Origin of the sequence: Jiangella mangrovi, assembly GCF_014204975.1 — a bacterium.
GTDB lineage: Bacteria > Actinomycetota > Actinomycetes > Jiangellales > Jiangellaceae > Jiangella > Jiangella mangrovi.
The window spans coordinates 1476079-1492675 of the sequence record NZ_JACHMM010000001.1 but is presented as its reverse complement, the minus strand read 5'-3'; the positions used below and the strand labels follow the sequence as shown (position 1 = coordinate 1492675).

At 73.7% G+C, this 16597-nt stretch carries 14 protein-coding genes; 8 read left to right on the top strand and 6 right to left on the bottom strand.

Features of this window, described 5'->3' with window-relative positions:
* Window positions 1–66 precede the first annotated feature (66 nt).
* The gene (locus tag HD601_RS06920) at window positions 67–2169 is read right to left on the bottom strand and encodes a S9 family peptidase (protein WP_184820477.1); all 2103 of its coding nucleotides are present in this window, start codon (window positions 2167–2169) and stop codon (window positions 67–69) included.
* 70 nt (window positions 2170–2239) lie between these two features.
* On the opposite strand from HD601_RS06920, the gene HD601_RS06915 reads away from it, so the two are divergent.
* Genes HD601_RS06915 through hutH form a run of 3 tightly spaced genes read left to right on the top strand, consistent with a single transcriptional unit; the run spans window position 2240 to window position 5168 of the window.
* Complete coding sequence (locus HD601_RS06915) at window positions 2240–2593, top strand: GntR family transcriptional regulator (protein ID WP_184820476.1); 354 nt, start codon at window positions 2240–2242, stop codon at window positions 2591–2593.
* Window positions 2590–3597 carry a DUF1648 domain-containing protein gene (locus tag HD601_RS06910; RefSeq protein ID WP_184820475.1) on the top strand — a complete coding sequence of 336 codons (1008 nt, stop codon included), beginning with the start codon at window positions 2590–2592 and terminating at the stop codon, window positions 3595–3597. The genes HD601_RS06915 and HD601_RS06910 overlap by 4 nt, the downstream gene beginning before the upstream one ends.
* A gap of 23 nt (window positions 3598–3620) precedes the next feature.
* Complete coding sequence (gene hutH / locus HD601_RS06905; RefSeq protein WP_184820474.1) at window positions 3621–5168, top strand: histidine ammonia-lyase; 1548 nt, start codon at window positions 3621–3623, stop codon at window positions 5166–5168.
* 7 nt (window positions 5169–5175) lie between these two features.
* Here the strand turns inward: hutH and HD601_RS06900 are convergent, their stop codons facing one another.
* Window positions 5176–6066: an LLM class F420-dependent oxidoreductase gene (locus HD601_RS06900; RefSeq protein ID WP_184820473.1), complete on the bottom strand. Its 891-nt coding sequence runs from the start codon at window positions 6064–6066 to the stop codon at window positions 5176–5178.
* Window positions 6067–6128: 62 nt separating this feature from the next.
* Between HD601_RS06900 and hutU the strand changes: the two genes are divergently transcribed.
* From hutU to HD601_RS06885, 3 genes are read left to right on the top strand one after another with little or no spacing between them, the layout of a single operon-like run.
* Window positions 6129–7787 carry a urocanate hydratase gene (gene hutU, locus HD601_RS06895; RefSeq protein WP_184820472.1) on the top strand — a complete coding sequence of 553 codons (1659 nt, stop codon included), beginning with the start codon at window positions 6129–6131 and terminating at the stop codon, window positions 7785–7787.
* Between the two features lie 52 nt (window positions 7788–7839).
* On the top strand, window positions 7840–8160 hold the full coding sequence (locus HD601_RS06890) for a metalloregulator ArsR/SmtB family transcription factor (protein WP_184820471.1): 321 nt from the start codon (window positions 7840–7842) through the stop codon (window positions 8158–8160).
* Complete coding sequence (locus HD601_RS06885; RefSeq protein WP_184820469.1) at window positions 8157–8678, top strand: SRPBCC domain-containing protein; 522 nt, start codon at window positions 8157–8159, stop codon at window positions 8676–8678. Before HD601_RS06890 ends, HD601_RS06885 begins: the two co-directional genes overlap by 4 nt.
* A 17-nt stretch (window positions 8679–8695) precedes the next feature.
* Here HD601_RS06885 and HD601_RS06880 read toward each other — a convergent pair whose 3' ends face one another.
* A complete protein-coding gene (locus HD601_RS06880; protein ID WP_184820467.1) occupies window positions 8696–9292 on the bottom strand; it encodes a nitroreductase family protein in 597 nt (198 codons plus the stop codon).
* Between the two features lie 132 nt (window positions 9293–9424).
* Here HD601_RS06880 and HD601_RS06875 point away from each other — a divergent pair, with 132 nt between their 5' ends.
* The gene (locus tag HD601_RS06875; protein ID WP_184820465.1) at window positions 9425–10462 is read left to right on the top strand and encodes a hypothetical protein; all 1038 of its coding nucleotides are present in this window, start codon (window positions 9425–9427) and stop codon (window positions 10460–10462) included.
* A 154-nt stretch (window positions 10463–10616) separates the two neighbouring features.
* A complete protein-coding gene (locus tag HD601_RS06870) occupies window positions 10617–12065 on the top strand; it encodes a multidrug effflux MFS transporter (RefSeq protein ID WP_221440637.1) in 1449 nt (482 codons plus the stop codon).
* Window positions 12066–12080: 15 nt separating this feature from the next.
* On the opposite strand, the gene HD601_RS06865 is transcribed toward HD601_RS06870, so the two are convergent.
* From HD601_RS06865 to HD601_RS06855, 3 genes are all read right to left on the bottom strand, one after another.
* Window positions 12081–13103, bottom strand: coding sequence for a lactonase family protein (locus HD601_RS06865; RefSeq protein ID WP_184820463.1), 1023 nt, complete (start codon window positions 13101–13103; stop codon window positions 12081–12083).
* 42 nt (window positions 13104–13145) lie between these two features.
* Window positions 13146–14519, bottom strand: coding sequence for a GGDEF domain-containing protein (locus HD601_RS06860; RefSeq protein WP_425503374.1), 1374 nt, complete (start codon window positions 14517–14519; stop codon window positions 13146–13148).
* A 697-nt stretch (window positions 14520–15216) separates the two neighbouring features.
* Window positions 15217–16479 carry an MFS transporter gene (locus HD601_RS06855; RefSeq protein WP_184820461.1) on the bottom strand — a complete coding sequence of 421 codons (1263 nt, stop codon included), beginning with the start codon at window positions 16477–16479 and terminating at the stop codon, window positions 15217–15219.
* Between the last annotated feature and the right edge of the window lie 118 nt (window positions 16480–16597).

Here is a 16597-nt window from a genome sequence, read left to right as displayed (position 1 = left end):
GGGGGCATCCTCGCAGGTCATGAACGCGAGGTACGCGACGAATGTCCGGTTGACCTGCGACGGCGGCTAGGTTCGCGGGGACGTGGTGTCGATGATGAACGCCAGCGTGAAGGCCTCGTCGCGCCAGGCGTCGTAGCGGCCCGACGGCCCGCCGTGGCCGGCCCCCATCTCGGTCTTGAGCAGCAGCGGACGGTCGCCGGTGGCGGTCGCGCGGAGCCGGGCGACCCACTTCGCCGGCTCGTGGTAGCCGACCCGGGGGTCGTTCAGGCCGGCCGTCGCCAGGATGGCGGGATACGCCCGCGCCGAGACGTTCTCGTACGGCGAGTAGGACTTCATGTAGGCGTAGACCTCGGCGGAGTCGACCGGGTTGCCCCACTCCTCCCACTCGACGACCGTGAGCGGCATGGTGGGGTCGAGGATCGTGTTGAGGGCGTCGACGAACGGCACTTCGCCGACCAGCGTGGCGAACGTGTCGACGGCCAGGTTGGCGACGGCGCCGATGAGCAGCCCGCCGGCGCTGCCGCCCCGTCCGGCCAGCCGGTCCTTCGACGTCCAGTCGGCCGCGACCAGGTGCTCGCCGCAGGCCACGAAGTCGGTGAAGGTGTTGCGCTTGTGCAGCAGCTTGCCGTCCTCGTACCAGCGCCGGCCCAGCTCGCCGCCGCCGCGGACGTGCGCGATGGCGAACACGTAGCCGCGGTCGAGCAGCGAGAGCCGGGCGATCGAGAACCACGGGTCCATGGACGCCTCGTAGGCGCCGTAGCCGTAGAGCACGCACGGGGCGCTGCCGTCGCGCGGGGTGTCGCGCCGCCTGACCAGCGAGATCGGGATGCGGGTGCCGTCGTCGGCGGTGGCCCACTCGCGCACCGACTCGTAGGCGCCGAGGTCGACCCCGCCGAGCACGGGCTGGCGCTTGCGCAGCGTCAGCTCGCCGCCGGCGACGTCGTAGTCGTAGACCGAGCTCGGCGTGGTGAGCGACGCGTAACCGAGCCGGAACGTCGTGGTGTCGAACTCGGGGTTGCTGCCCGGCCGGACCGTGCGGACCGGCTCGGCGAACTCGATGTCGCGCCCCGGACCCGCGACGGCACCGTCGGCCAGCGGCAGGACGTGCAGCTCGGTGCGGCCCTCGCGGCGCATCGAGACCACCAGGTGCCCCGCGAACGCGTCGACGCCGGTGACCCGGACGCCGAGCCGGTGCGGCAGCACCGGCCGCCAGTTCTCGCGTCCAGGCGAGTCGGCCGGGGCGACGACCAGCTCGAAGTCGACGGCGCCGGAGTTGTGCACGATGTAGAAGGCGTCGCCGGTGTGGTCGACGGAGTACTCGACGCCCTGCTCGCGCGGCTGGACGACGCGGAACTCGCCCTGCGGGTCGGCGGACGGCAGCACCCACGTCTCGCTGGTGATCTGGCTGCCCAGCTCGATGACGATGTACTGCTCGCTGCGGGTGAGCCCGACGCCGGCGAAGAACCGCTCGTCGGTCTCCTCGTGCACGATGACGTCGGCCGCGGCCTCGGTGCCGAGCAGGTGCCGCCAGACGCGGTACGGCCGCATGGCGGCGTCGACCGTCGTGTAGAAGAGCGCGCCGCCGTCGGCCGACCACGCCGAGCCGTAGTACGTGCCGGGCACCTCGTCGGACAGCGTCGCGCCGGTCTCGAGATCCTTGAAGCGCAGCGTGTACTTCTCGCCGCCGTCGTAGTCGGTGGAGTAGGCGAGCAGCCGGCCGTCGGGGCTGACGTCGAACGTGCCGAGCGCGAAGTACGGGGACTCGCCGGCCAGCTCGTTCTGGTCGAGCAGCACCTGCTCGTCGGCGGGCGGGACGACGTCCTCGGCCGGGTCCGCGGGCAGGGCCGGCTCGGTGCGCGAGCGGCAGTGGACCGGGTACTGGCTGCCCTCGAGCGTACGGGTGTAGTACCACCAGCCGTGGTGGCGCACGGGCACCGAGAGGTCGGTCTCGAGCGTGCGGCTCTTGATCTCGTCGAAGATCTCGCCCTGCAGCGCCTTCGTGTGCGCCGACGCCGCCTCGGTGTAGGCGTTCTCGGCCTCGAGGTAGGCGACGGTGTCGGGGTCGTCGCGGTCCTTCAGCCAGGCGTAGGGGTCGGCGACGGTGTCCGCGTGGACGGCGCGCTCGGCGGGGACCTTCTTCGCCACGGGAGGCGCGGGCAGCTCCGGCATGAGGCCGACCGTACCGCACGCGACTGCGCCTCAAGTTGTTCTATTAGAACTAGAACAATACAATCGAAGCATGCTCATCCGACTCGACCCCGCGTCGCCGGAGCCGCTCTTCGCCCAACTGGCCGGAGCGGTCCGGGGCGCCATCGCGCGCGGCGAGCTGGCCGCGGGGGAGCGGCTGCCCAGCGCGCGCGAGCTGGCCGAGTCGCTGGGCCTCAACGTCCACACCGTCCTGCACGGCTACCAGCGGCTGCGCGACGAGGGGCTGGTCGAGCTGCGCCGCGGCCGCGGGGCGGTGGTCACGCCGGCCGGCGCCGACGGGCTGGCCCGGCTGCGCCACGCGCTGGCCGACGTCACCGCCGAGGCACGCCGGCTGGGGCTGAGCGCCGACGAGCTCACGGACCTGATCCGGAAGGAGTACTCATGACCGAACACAGGGTGGGACCGACCCGGGGCGTCCTGGCCCGGGCCCTGGTGGCAGCCGCGGGGCTGCCGCTCGTGGCCGGCGCCGTGGGCGTCGTCGTGGTGCGGAGCTGGCAGGACGACCTGCCGGCCCGGGTGGCCACGCACTGGGGCCTCGACGGGACGGCCGACGGCTTCAGCCGCGTCTCCGTCGTGCCCTGGTTGATCGCCGGGTTCGCGGCCGCGTTCGCCGTCCTCGGGCTGGCGCTGGTGCTCGCGGTCCGGGCCGATGGCACCGTCAGCCGCGCCGTCGCCGCCACCACGGCCGGCACGACGGCGTTCGTGACGGCGCTGGTCGTCGGGCTCACCGAGCCGCAGCGCGGGCTCGCCGACGCCACCGACGCGCCGCTCGAGGGGACGGCCGTGCTGGCCGCGGCCGCCGTGGGCGTGGTGGTGGCCGTGCTGGCGGCCCTGCTGGTGCCGCGCTGGCACGCCAACGCCCCGAGCGGACACCTGTCGGCCGACGCGCCGCGGCTGGCCGTCGGCGCGGACGAGCGGGTGGTGTGGACCCGGTCGGTGGCGCACGGCAGCCTCCCGGCGCTCGTCCTGGTGGCCGGGGTCGGCGTCACCGCGGTCGTCGCCGTCGTCGGCCGGCAGTGGTGGGTGCTGGGCCTGAGCGGCGTCATGGCGGTGCTGGCCGCGGCGCTGTTCTCCGTCACCGTCACCGTCGACCAGCGCGGGCTGACCGTCCGCGGCCGGTTCGGCTGGCCGCGCATGCACACCTCGCTCGACCGCATCGAGCGGGCCGGCACCGTCACCGTCCGGCCGGTCCGCGACTTCGGCGGCTACGGCTACCGCCTCTCGGCCATGGGACCGCTGCGGGGCACCCGCGGCTACGTCCTGCGCGGCGGCGAGGCGCTGCTGGTCGAGCGCACCGACGGCGTGCGCACCGTCGTCACCGTCGATGACGCCGCCACCGCGGCCGGGCTCCTCAACGGCCTGCTGGAGCGCCGCTTCGGCGGTGTCTGAGCCGGGTGGCACACAATGACCGGATGAGCATGCAGCAGCAGGTCCTGGTGGGCACCGGCCCGGTGTCCTTCGACGAGGTCGTGGCGGTGGCGCGCGACGGCGCCGGCGTCGGGCTGGCCGACGACGCGCGGGCCGCGGTGGCGCGCAGCCGCGAGGTCATCGAGAAGCTGGCCGTCGCCGACCTGCCGTACTACGGCGTCTCCACCGGGTTCGGCGCGCTGGCCACCAAGCACATCCCCCCGGCGAAGCGGGCGCAGCTGCAGCGCAGCCTCATCCGCAGCCACGCGGCCGGGTCCGGCCCCGAGGTCGAGCGCGAGGTGGTCCGCGCGCTCATGTTGCTGCGGCTGTCGACGCTCGCGACCGGGCGCACCGGGGTCCGGCTGACGACGGCGACGGCGTACGCGCGGCTGCTCGACGCGGGCATCACGCCGGTCGTGCACGAGTACGGCAGCCTCGGCTGCTCCGGCGACCTCGCCCCGCTGGCGCACTGCGCGCTGGCGCTCATGGGCGAGGGGCCGGTGCGCGACGGGTCCGGCGCGCTGGTCGAGGCGGCGACGGCGCTCGCTGTGGCCGGCATCGAGCCGGTCCAGCTGGCCGAGAAGGAGGGGCTGGCGCTCATCAACGGCACCGACGGCATGCTCGGCATGCTGGTGCTGGCGCTGCACGACCTCGCCGGGCTGCTGCGAGTCGCCGACGTCGCCGCCGCCATGAGCGTCGAGGCGCTGCTCGGCACCGACCGGGTGTTCGCCGACGACCTGCAGGCGCTGCGGCCGCACCCGGGCCAGCGCGAGTCCGCGGCCAACCTGCGCGCGCTGCTGGCCGGGTCCGCCGTCGTCGAGAGCCACCGCGGTCCCGACTGCACCCGGGTGCAGGACGCCTACTCGCTGCGCTGCTCGCCGCAGGTGCACGGCGCCGTGCGCGACACCGCCGACCACGCGGCGCTGGTCGCCGGGCGCGAGTTGGCGGCCGCCGTCGACAACCCCGTCGTCACCCCGGACGGGCGGGTGGAGTCCAACGGCAACTTCCACGGGGCACCGGTGGCCTACGTGCTCGACTTCCTGGCCATCGCGGCCGCCGACCTCGCCTCGATCAGCGAGCGGCGCACCGACCGCTTCCTCGACGTCGCCCGCAACGCCGGGCTGCCGCCGTTCCTCGCCGACGACCCGGGCGTCGACTCCGGGCACATGATCGCGCAGTACACGCAGGCCGCCATCGTGTCGGAGCTGAAGCGGCTGGCCGTCCCGGCGTCCGTCGACTCCATCCCCTCCAGCGCCATGCAGGAGGACCACGTCTCCATGGGCTGGGCGGCGGCCCGCAAGCTGCGCCGCGCCGTCGACGGCGTCGGCCGCGTGCTGGCGGTCGAGCTGCTGACGGCGGCCCGGGCGCTGGACCTGCGCTCGCCGTTGGCCCCAGCCGTGGGCACCGGCGCCGTCCGCGACCTCATCCGCCGGCAGGTCTCGGGGCCCGGCCCGGACCGCCACCTCGCCCCGGAGATCGACGCGGTCCTCGGCCTGGTCCGCTCGGGCGCGGTCACCCGGGCCGCAGCGGACGCCGTCGGCGACCTCCGGTAGGGCCGGCTCAGCCGAGCAACGCGGGCGACGGGCGGCCCAGCGGCGCGGCGTGCCGGACCAGCTCGGCGACGTACTCGAAGACGCCGTCGGGAAGCGGGGACGGGGGCGTGAGCAGCGCCAGGTCCACGCCCCACTCCGCCAGCTGGTCGAGCCGGCGCCGGGCGGCGTCGAGGTCGAGGTCGCGCAGCCGCCCGGTCGTCGTCCGCACGACGTCGTCGTAGGGCCGGCCCACCTCGTCGCAGCGCCGCCGCAGCACGTCGAGCTTGCGCTTCAGCCCCTCGGGCTCCTGCCGCCACTCGAAGAGGTTGCAGGCGTCGGCGTATTTCGCCACCAGCCGCATCGTCTTCTGCTCACCGGAGCCGCCGACCATGACGGGCGGGCGGCGGACCGGTGAGGGCTCGTTGAGCGGGCGCTCCAGCGTGTAGTGCCTCCCTTCGAACGGTGAGCTGTCGCCGTCGAACATCCGCCGCGCGATCTGCAGCGTCTCGTCGAGCCGTTCGAACCGCTCGGCCAGCGGCGGGAACGGGATGCCGAGGCCGCGCGACTCCTCCTCGTTCCAGCCGGCGCCGATGCCCAGCCACGCGCGGCCGCCGGACAGCACGTCCAGCGTCGTCACCGACTTCACCAGCACGCCGGGGTGCCGGTAGTGCACGCCCGTGACCAGCGCGCCGAGTTGCAGGTTCGTGGTCCGGGCGGCGGCCCACGCGAGCGTCGCGTAGACCTCGGGCATCGGCTGCTCGGGCGGCCCGACGACGCCGATCTGGAAGAAGTGGTCCATGGGCCAGAAGCTGTGCAGGCCGGCCGCCTCGGCGTCGCGCAGGATGCGGTCGAGGGTCGGCGCGAGGGCCGACGGTCCGCCGGGCCAGGTGAAGTCCATCAGGTGCAGTCCGAGGCGCATGGGACGCCATCCTCCGGTACGACGGCGCGAACGTGAAAGGATTTCCGGCGGAGGTGCTGCCGATGACGTCCGGACCCCGACCCGTCCGCGCCCCGCGCGGAACGCAGCTCACCGCACAGGGCTGGCCGCAGGAGGCCGCGCTGCGGATGCTGCAGAACAACCTCGACCCCGAGGTGGCCGAGCACCCCGACGAGCTGGTCGTCTACGGCGGCACCGGCAAGGCCGCCCGCGACTGGCCGTCGTTCGACGCGCTGGTGCGCACGCTCACCACGCTGCGCGGCGACGAGACCATGCTGGTGCAGTCCGGGCGCCCGGTCGGCGTGCTGCGGACGCACGAGTGGGCGCCGCGGGTGCTGATCGCCAACTCCAACCTGGTCGGCGACTGGGCCACGTGGGACGAGTTCCGCCGGCTCGAGGCGCTCGGGCTGACCATGTACGGGCAGATGACCGCGGGCTCCTGGATCTACATCGGCACCCAGGGGATCCTGCAGGGCACCTACGAGACGTTCGCCGCCGTCGCGGCCAAGCGGTTCGGCGGGTCGCTGGCCGGCACCGTCACGCTCACCGCCGGGCTCGGCGGCATGGGCGGCGCGCAGCCGCTGGCCGTCACCATGAACGGCGGGGTCGCGCTGGTGGTCGAGTGCGACCCGTCGCGCATCACCCGGCGCATCGAGCACGGCTACCTCGACGTCCATGCGGCGTCGGTCGACGACGCGCTGCGGCTGGCCGGCGAGGCCCGCCGCGACCGGCGCGCGCTGTCGGTCGGCGTGCTGGGCAACGCCGCGCAGGTGGTGCCCGACCTGCTGCGCCGCGGGGCCGAGATCGACATCGTCACCGACCAGACGTCGGCCCACGATCCGCTGGCGTACCTGCCGGTCGGGGTGGCGTTCGAGGACTGGGCGAGTGAGCGGGCCAAGGACCCGGACGGCTTCACCACGCGGGCGCGCGAGTCCATGGCTCGGCATGTGGAGGCCATGGTCGGGTTCATGGACGCCGGCGCCGAGGTGTTCGACTACGGCAACTCCATCCGCGGCGAGGCGCAACTGGCGGGGTACGAGCGTGCGTTCGCGTTCCCCGGCTTCGTCCCCGCCTACATCCGGCCGCTGTTCTGCGAGGGCAAGGGCCCGTTCCGGTGGGCCGCGCTGTCCGGCGACCCCGCCGACATCGCCGCCACCGACCGCGCCGTCCTCGACCTGTTCCCCGGCAACGAGCCGCTGGAGCGGTGGATCCGCATGGCCGGCCAGAAGGTCCACTTCCAGGGGCTGCCGGCGCGGATCAGCTGGCTCGGCTACGGCGAGCGCGACGTGGCCGGGCTGCGGTTCAACGAGCTGGTGGCGTCGGGCGAGGTGTCCGCGCCGCTGGTCATCGGCCGCGACCACCTCGACGCCGGCTCCGTCGCGTCGCCCTACCGCGAGACCGAGGCCATGGCCGACGGCTCCGACGCCATCGCCGACTGGCCGCTGCTGAACGCGCTGGTCAACACCGCGTCGGGCGCGACCTGGGTGTCCATCCACCACGGCGGCGGCGTCGGCATGGGCCGGTCCATCCACGCCGGCCAGGTCACCGTCGCCGACGGCACCCCGCTGGCCGCGGAGAAGATCGCCCGCGTGCTGTCCAACGACCCCGCCATGGGCGTCCTCCGCCACGTCGACGCCGGCTACGACCACGCGGCCGAGGTCGCCGACGAGCGCGACGTGCGCATCCCCATGCGCGAGGGCTGAGGGCCGAGAGCGTAACTTGACGGTTACGTAACACGTGCGTTACGAATAGAGCGTGACCGCGGACGTGTTCGAGGCCCTCGCCGACCCCACGCGTCGCCGGCTGCTCGAGCTGGTGACGCTGCGCGAGTCCACCGCGGGCGAGCTGGCGGCCGAGTTCGACGTCAGCCGCCCGGCCGTCTCGCGGCACCTGAGGGTGCTGCGCGAGGCCGGCCTGGTCGACTGGCGCGGCGACGGGCAGCGCCGGCTCTACCGGCTGCGGCCCACGGGTCTCGCCGAGGTCGACCACTGGCTCGAGCGCACCCGCGACACCTGGGCCGCCCGGCTCGACGCCTTCGAGACGCACCTGGACCACCGATGGAAGGACACCCCATGACGACTCCCGACGGTCCGCCGCCCGCGGACGACCGCCGCGGCACCCTCGGGGTCGGCGCGGACGGCGCCTGGCAGGTGCGGTTCGAGCGCCGGCTCGCGCACGGCCCCGACCGAGTCTGGCAGTCGCTGGTCGATCCCGAGCAGCAGGACGTGTGGGTCCCGGGCGTGCGCATCGAGGCCGTCGTCGGCGGCGCGGTCCGCTACGACTTCGGCGACGAGGGCGTGGCCGACGGCGTCGTCCTGGCGGTCGAGCCCCTGGTCGCCCTCGAGCACACCTGGCGGTGGCCGGGCGAGCCGGAGTCGACGGTGCGTTGGGAGCTCAGCCCGCACGACGGCGGCACCCTGCTCGTGCTGCTGCACCGGCCGCTGCGCCCCGAGCCCGCCGTCCACTACTGCACCGGCTGGCACACCATGCTCGACGCGCTCACGGTGCACCTCGACGGCGGCGACGTCGCGGCCCTGGAGCCGGACTGGGACGGGCTGGCGGCCACCTACGGCGCCCTCGCAGGGCGCTGCTGACCCCGTCGTTCAGGCGCTCACCAGTGGCCGCGGTGCACGACGGCGTCGAGGTCGCGGCGGCCGCGGCGCAGTGACGGCGACTTCCGGTCCTCGGCGCGGTGGCCGATGCTGATGACGCCGATCGGCTTGTGGTCCTCGGGCACGCCGAACTCGGCTCGGAAGCCGCCCACCCGCTCGGGCGGGATGCCGAAGAAGCACGCCCCCAGCCCTTCGTCGACGACGGTGAGGAGCATGAGCAGGCTGGCCATGCCGGTGTCGATGTCCCAGTACGGCGCCGGCCAGCGCGACTCGTCGCGGTCGGTCCAGCCCTTGTCCGGCTCGGCGTACCGGTCGAGGTAGGCGGCCTTCGACGACAGCGGCACGATGAGCACCGGCGCCCGGCGCAGCCCGGCGGACCACGAGTCGGTGCCCTCGCCGGGCGGGGTCGAGGCGGCCCAGAAGCGCGCGACGTCGGCGGGCGTGTCGAGCCGCAGGAACGCCCAGCCCTGGCTGAAACCGGCGCTCGGCGCGTGCAGCGCGGCGGTGAGGATGCGGTCGACGGCGGCCGGGTCGACCGGCTCGTCGGAGTAGTTGCGGACCATGCGGCGGCGGGTGACGACGTCGGCGAACTCCATGGTCCGACATCATGGCCGACGCGACCTCACCTGGTTCGGAGGACCCCGGGCCGCCCGCGGGCTCTTATGATGCTCCTCTCGACCCGTGATCGCCGAGAGCGTTCACAGCCGCCGCCCGAGAGACGAGCTCAGATGGCGATCTTCCGCCGCAAGACCAGGGGGACCGACGACCCCCGGCCCGCGATCGCCCGGTTCTGGGCGTGGTGGTCCGAGCGCCGCGACGACGTCCTCGCGGCGTACGAGGAGAAGCGGTCCGACGACCTCATCGAGCTGCTGCGCCCACCGGTGGCGGCCATCGACCCGTCGCTCAACTGGGAGGTCTCGCCGAGCTCGGCGAAGCGGTTCACGCTGGTGGTGTCCAGCGGCGGCAAGGCGGAGCTGCGCGGCCTGACGGAGCGGTGGGCGCTGGCCGCCCCCGACGACCCCGACGTCGAGTTCGCGCCGGTGCGGCGGGCCGACCCGGCGCTGTTCGACTCCGTGGTCATGAAGGTCGACGACTACGACATCGAGCTGCGCGAGCTGGTCGCCGGCACCCGGGTCGACGGGCAGCACGGGGTGCTCGACGTCGTCATCCACCACCCGCTGTTCCCGCTGCTCGACAAGGAGCACCGGCTCTCCGTCGCGTTCCACGGCCTCGACGCCGCGCTCGGCGAGGACGAGGCCGAGCGCTGGATCGGCGAGGTCGAGGTCTCCGCCGACACCCCCATCGACGCCATCCCGGTGTCCATGCTGGGGACGGTGGTCGCCCAGCTGCGCCCGTCCGGCGAGACCTGGGCGACGCTGCGTGGCGCCGGCCGCAAGGGCCCCGTCGTCGCGCTGGTGCGCCGCCCGCTCGACCGCGTGGAGCGCCCGCTCGCCGACACTCACGTCGCCGTCGTCCTCGACTACCCGGCCGGCCCGGACGGCCAGCCGCAACAGACCGCCGTTCTCGACGACGCCGACGAGGTGGTGAAGCGCGTGCTGGCCGAGCTCGGCGGCGAGGGCCCGCGGGTCATCCACATCGGCCGGGTCACCGGCGGCGGCCAGATCGTCGCGCACTTCTACGTCGACGGCCTCGAGGTCGACCCCGCCGGCGTCGACGCGGTGCTGCCGCTCTGGACCCACGGCACCGCCGCCCTGCAGACACGCCCCGACCCCGGCTGGAAGGCCGTCGCCCCGCTGCTGCGCTGAGGGTGTCGCCGGCGGGACCGGTGCGGCTCGTCACATGGAAATGCCCTGTCGGAATGTCAGGGGCGTCTGGCACAGTTGTTGATGCTGTATCCGCGCCGCAGCCGTCGCGGGCGCCAGCCCACCCACTCTGCACCACCTCTGGAAGAGGTTGCCCTTGCCTGCGCGCACTCGCGCCGTGCCGGACGCCGACGGCGACACCGGCCTGTCCCGCAGCAGGATGATCCGCCGGGTCCTCGTGCTCGGCGCGCTCACCGCACTCGGCCCGCTGACCATCGACCTCTACCTGCCCGCGTTCCCGGACATCGCCGGCGACCTCGGCGCCACCGAGGCGCAGGTCCAGCTGACGCTCACCGGCACGCTGCTCGGCTTCGCCGTCGGCCAGCTCATCCTCGGCCCCTGGTCCGACGCCGTGGGCCGGCGGCGTCCGCTCATCGCCGCCACCCTGCTGCACGTCGTGGCGTCGCTGCTGTGCGCCGTCGCACCCACCATCGAGGTGCTCGGCGTCTTCCGCGTCCTGCAGGGCATGGCCGCGGCGGCCGGCGCCGTCGTCTCGATGGCCGTGGTCCGCGACCTCTACACCGGCCTCCCCGCGGTCCAGCTCCTCTCGAGGCTCATGCTGGTCACCGGCGTCGCGCCGGTGCTCGCGCCGACGCTGGGCGGCCAGGTGCTGCAATTCACCGACTGGCGCGGCGTCTTCTGGGTCCTCGCCGCCCTGGGCCTCGGGCTGGTCGGCGTCGTCGTGTTCGGGCTCAAGGAGACGCTGCCCGAGGACCGCCGCCGCTCCGGTGGCGTCGCCGACACCGTCCGCACCTACGGCTCGATCCTGCGCGAGCGCAGCTTCGTCGGCCTCATGCTCACCGGCGGACTGATGATGGCGGCGCTGTTCGGCTACATCGCCGGCTCGTCGTTCGTGTTCCAGGACGTCTTCGGGCTCTCCGAGCAGGGCTACGGCATCCTGTTCGGTCTCAACTCGCTCGGCCTGATCATCGCCACGCAGTTGAACGCGCGGCTGGTCCGGCGGGTCCGGCCGCAGTGGATCGTGGCCGGAGCGCTGGTCGTCGCGTCGTCGGCGGCCGCGCTCATGCTGGTGTTCGCGGCCACCGGGGCGCTGGGCATCTACGGCATCGCCGTCCCGCTGTTCGTCATCCTGACCTCGGTCGGCTTCACCATGCCGAACATCCCGGTGCTCGCACTGGCCGGGCACAGCCGGTCCGCCGGCACCGCGGCGGCGCTGCTCGGCGCCATGAACTTCGTGGTCGGCGCGGTCAGCGCACCTCTGGTCGGCGCGTTCGGCACCGGGTCGGCCGTGCCGATGGCGGGGGTCATGCTGGGCATGTCCGTGCTCGCCGTCGCCGCGATGTTCCTCATCGCCCGGCCCCGGCACATCACCGGCCTCGAGCCCGACCCGCCCATCACCGGCGAGACACCGCCCCTGGTGCCGGAGCCGCACGTGGCGCACGACGCCGAGATCGCCGCGGCCGGGCGCCGGCGGCGGCTGGGCCGGCTCTCGCCCGGCCGGGCGCACCGCCCGGCCACCGCGCACGACACCGTCCGCGACCGCCCGGCGCGGCAGCGGCCCCGGTGGCAGCGCTCGGGGCGCTGACGCTCAGCCGAATGCTCAGCCGAACAGGATGTGCGACGGGCTCGGCGTGCTGAGCACCTGGCCGGTCGGCTCCGGCAGGCCGGTCTGCTGGTCGATGCGGAACGAGACCAGCTGGTCGGAGAACTGGTTGGCCACGTAGAGGTAGCGGCCGTCAGGGTCGAGCTCGAGGTCGCGCGGGTGCGCGCCGCCGCAGGGGACGGTGGCCACCAGCGCGACGTCCGGCCCGTCGACGGACAGCACGGCGATGTCGTCGACGACCCGGTTGGCGACGTAGAGGAACCGGCCGTCGGGACTCTGCCGGATGGCCGACGGGTAGCTGGGGCCACGGTCCGGGTCGGTGTGGGTGGCGACGTCGGCGAGCACCGTCGCCGTCGCCAGGTCCAGGACGGTCACCGTCGACGCGAGCTCGGTGACGACATAGGCGTACGGCTCGCGCAGCACGAGATGCCGGGGCCCGGAACCCGGCGCGAGCCGGATCTCGTCGTCGAGCGACAGCCGGCCGGTGGCGTCGTCGAGCCGGTACCGGTAGACGGTGTCGGTGCCGAGGTCGGCGGCCAGGACGTGCCCGCGGACCGGGTCGGTGACGATCATGTGCGCGTGCGGCCCGGTCTGGCGGTCCGGGTCGGGGCCGCTGCCCTCGTGCTGGACGACGTGCGTCGCCTCGCCGAGGGCGCCGTCGGGCCCGATGGGGTGCACGCTGAGCGAGCCGGAGCCGTAGTCGGCGGTCAGCAGGTGGCGTCCGCTGGGGTGGACGGAGAGGTGGCAGGGGCCGTTTCCGCCGGTGAACCGTGGCACACCGAGCGGGCGGACGCCGTCGTCGCCGGGAAGCCAGGCGCTGACGGCGCCGGCCCCGGTCTCGTGGACGGCGTAGAGCACGCGGGAGTCGGGTGACAGCGCCAGGTACATGGGGTCGTCGACGCCGGCGAGGGCCGACGTGTCGAGGGGCGTGACCACGCCCTTGTCGATGTCGGCGACGGTGACGCCGGCCGCCGGGCTGCCCTGGCCGGCCGATGTGGCGGCCCCGATGAATGCGCGCATCAGCCCATCATTCCGGAGTCGCGCGGCTGGCCCGAGCGGGGGTCAGGCCGAGGCTTGCGGAGGCTCGGCCTGCTGCGGCAGCTGCGGCTGGTCGGGGACGGCCGGGCCGGCGGGCAGGTCGGCGCCGCTGAGCCGGACGGTGTTGCGCCCGGCGTTCTTGGCCGCGTAGAGCGCGGTGTCGGCGGCCAGCAGCAGCTCGTCGAGACTGGAGATGGCGGGCGACGGGAAGACGGCGCCGCCGACCGAGGCCGTGACGGTGGCGTCGCCGGCCTGGGCGAGGTGCGAGGGCGGCTCGACCACGATGGCCTGGATGCGCCGGCGGATGCGCTCGGCCACGTTGCGCAGGTTGTGCCGGTCGCCGACGTCGGGCAGCACGACCACGAACTCCTCGCCGCCCCACCGGCCGCAGGCGTCCTCGTTGCGGATCTCGGCGATGAGCTCTTCGGCCACCGCCTTGAGGACGCGGTCGCCGTGCGGGTGCCCGAAGGTGTCGTTGAGCCGCTTGAAGTGGTCGAGGTCGACGATGAGCAGGCCCAGCGTGGTGCCGTGGTCGCGGGCGCGGACGAGCGCCTGGTCGGCGAAGTCGTGCCACCAGCCGGCCGTGGACAGCCCCGTCTTGGCGTCAGTGCGCGAGGCCTGCTGGTACTGGTTGACCAGGATGCCGCGGTGCAGCGCCACCATGGCGATGACGATGCCCGGCATGACGAACGGGTTGGCCACCACGATGGCCGCCGCGACCAGCCCGAGCCCCATGGCACCGGCCTCGAGCATCTGCTCGCCGAAGTTCGAGAACAGCTCGCGGGCCTGGATGTTGGGCTTGCTGAGCGCGATGGCGGCCATGATCAGCCCGACGTTGATGGCCCACCGCAGCGTGGCCGCCAGCACGATGATGCCGAGGTCGGTGAGGCCGGCGAGGCCCGCCGTGGCCGGTGCGCCGGGGTAGTCGTGCATGCCGAGCGCCAGCACGGCGACCGCCGCCTGGGTGCCGACCAGCACCGTGGCACCGGAGAACATCCACCGGTAGACCAGGCCGCCGGGCCGCTCGTGCTGCACGCGGGTCCACGAGTGCAGGTAGGTCAGGACCACCATGAGCGTGGCGAAGACGGGCGGCAGGACGATGACCGCGGCGAAGCTCCAGACCGCCTTGGTGTCGATGTAGGCGACCGAGCTGGCGTGCCCGTAGACCCGGCGCCGCTCGATGTGGCGGGTGAGCTCGATGGCGATGACCGCGCAGACCGCGAGGACGGCGAAGCGGGTGAGGTCCGTACCGGTGACGGGGAACAGGAACGCGGTGCCGATGCTGGTTCCGATGCCCACGGCGCACGCGAGGAGCACGAGGATGCGCACGGGTGCCGGCGCCTGCCAGAGCGCCCAGCCCGCGACCTCGTTTCGCGCTCGCCGTATCAAGCCGTGCACTCGCTTTCACCTGCGCAGTTCACCGGGGTCATGCGGGGTGGGCACATAGTAGCTGAATTCCGGACGTTCTGTCGCTGCCGGGTCGGCGACAATGAGTGCACAAATACGGGCGTTTGCCGCACTCTCGACGCGAACGCGACGCCTTGGAAGGAGGGCCGGGCGATGTGCGACGGCGCGCTGCCGAAAGCTGCCCTCCCGCCCCGCGAGGAGGTGAGGTTCATGCGCGACAACACCTGGACGTGATCGTCGGTACCGCAGAGACAACGACCACGCGGAAGGAGACGTGCCATGCGCGACAACACCTGGACCTGAGCGGCCCGGCCGCAGCCACCACGACCACGGCTACCCGGAAGGAGACGTGCCATGCGCGACAACACCTGGACCTGAGCCGACCCGCACCAGGCGGACCCGGAACGAGGAGGAAGGAGACCGGCCATGCGCGACAACACCTGGACCTGAGTCGGAGCGGACGTGGACCCATCGCAGTGAGAGGAGCGGGACATGCGTGACAACACCTGGACGTGAGAGACGGCGATCCATGACGGCACGGGGGCGCACGGAGAGGAGCGAGCGATGCGCGACAACACCTGGACGTGACCGGCAGCGGCAGTGAGACGGCGACGAGGCGGAGGGAGCACGGCGATGCGCGACAACACCTGGACCTGAGGTCCGAGCAGCACATGGAGACGCCGGTCGTTCATGGCCGGCCAGTGATGTCATCGGCCTCGCCCTGGGGTGGTGGATGGGCGCGGGGCGGGGCCAGTCGTGACCACCGATGCCATGCGGCCGCGGCCGCGAGAACACCCAGCACCGCCGCGACGAGGATGATCGTCGACGGCGACAGCAGCTGGGCCAGGACGCCCGCGGCGACGATGGCCAGACCCTGTGCCGCTCGGAGGGCGGCGATGGCGAGCCCGACCGCCTGACCGCGGCGGTGCGCGGGGACGGACTCGACGTAGGTGGCCTGGACCACCATGTCGTGGGCGGAGCACGCCCCGCTGAGGGTCCACAGCACGACCGTGACCGCGAGGCCGGGCAGCCAGCCCGTGGGCACCAGCACCAGGCTGCTGGCCACCGCGAGCGGGCCGACGAGCGCCAGCCGGCGGTCCGGCCGGACCCGGCGCAGCAGCAGCATCCCGATGACGGTGCCGACGGGGTTCGCCACCAGCAGCCAGCCGACGGCGCCCGGGCCGGCGTCGAGCTCGGCGGCGTACGGCACCGCGAGACCTTCGGGCACGACGTAGAACCCCGAGCAGCAGGCGATGGCGAGCAGCGTGAGCAGCCGCGGGTCGCGGGCCACGACCCGCCACCCTGCCCTGACGGTCGCCCACTGCCCGGCACCGGTGGCGCGGGGGTCGGTGACCGGGGCGACGGGGTGGTGCGGCCCGACGCCGCGGGCGATGATCAGCGCCGACACCGCGAACGTGGCCGCGTTGATCAGCAGCGCCGTGGACACGCCCAGCTGGGCCACGAGGGCAGCGCCCGCGCCGAACCCCACGACCAGCGCCACCTGGTATGTCATCGAGAAGATGCCGAGGCCCAGGGTGAGGCGGTCGCCGCTCAGGATGTCCGGCAGCGCCGCCTGCCGTGCGGCCGAGAACGGCGCCGTCAGCAGCTGCACCACGACCAGCAGCGCCATCTGCCCGGCCAGTGGGACCCCGGGGATGGCCATGACCGCCACCAGCGCGGCCCGGGCGAGGTCGGTGACCACCATGACGTCGCGGCGGGAGAAGCGGTCGGCGAGCCCGGCCAGCGCGGCGCCGCCGACGAGATCGGGCAGGTAGGTCAGCGCGTAGGTGAGCGCGGCCAGCCCGGCGGACGCCGTCCGCTCGAACACCAGCAACGTGAGCGCGACGCGGGCGAGCTGGTCACCGACGACCGAGAGCAGGTGTGCGCTCCACAGCCACCGGAACTCTGTCGCCGCGAACGCGTCGCGGTAGGAGGCCGGGGAAACAGACATTTGTGGAGAGTCTGACCGGTCTGATGACGACGGGCAAGATCAGGTTCACAGTTCGTCGCCGGGCGGTCGGTCCGTCCGGCGCGGCCGCCTCGAGGGCCCGTGGCGCGGCCGCCGGGGC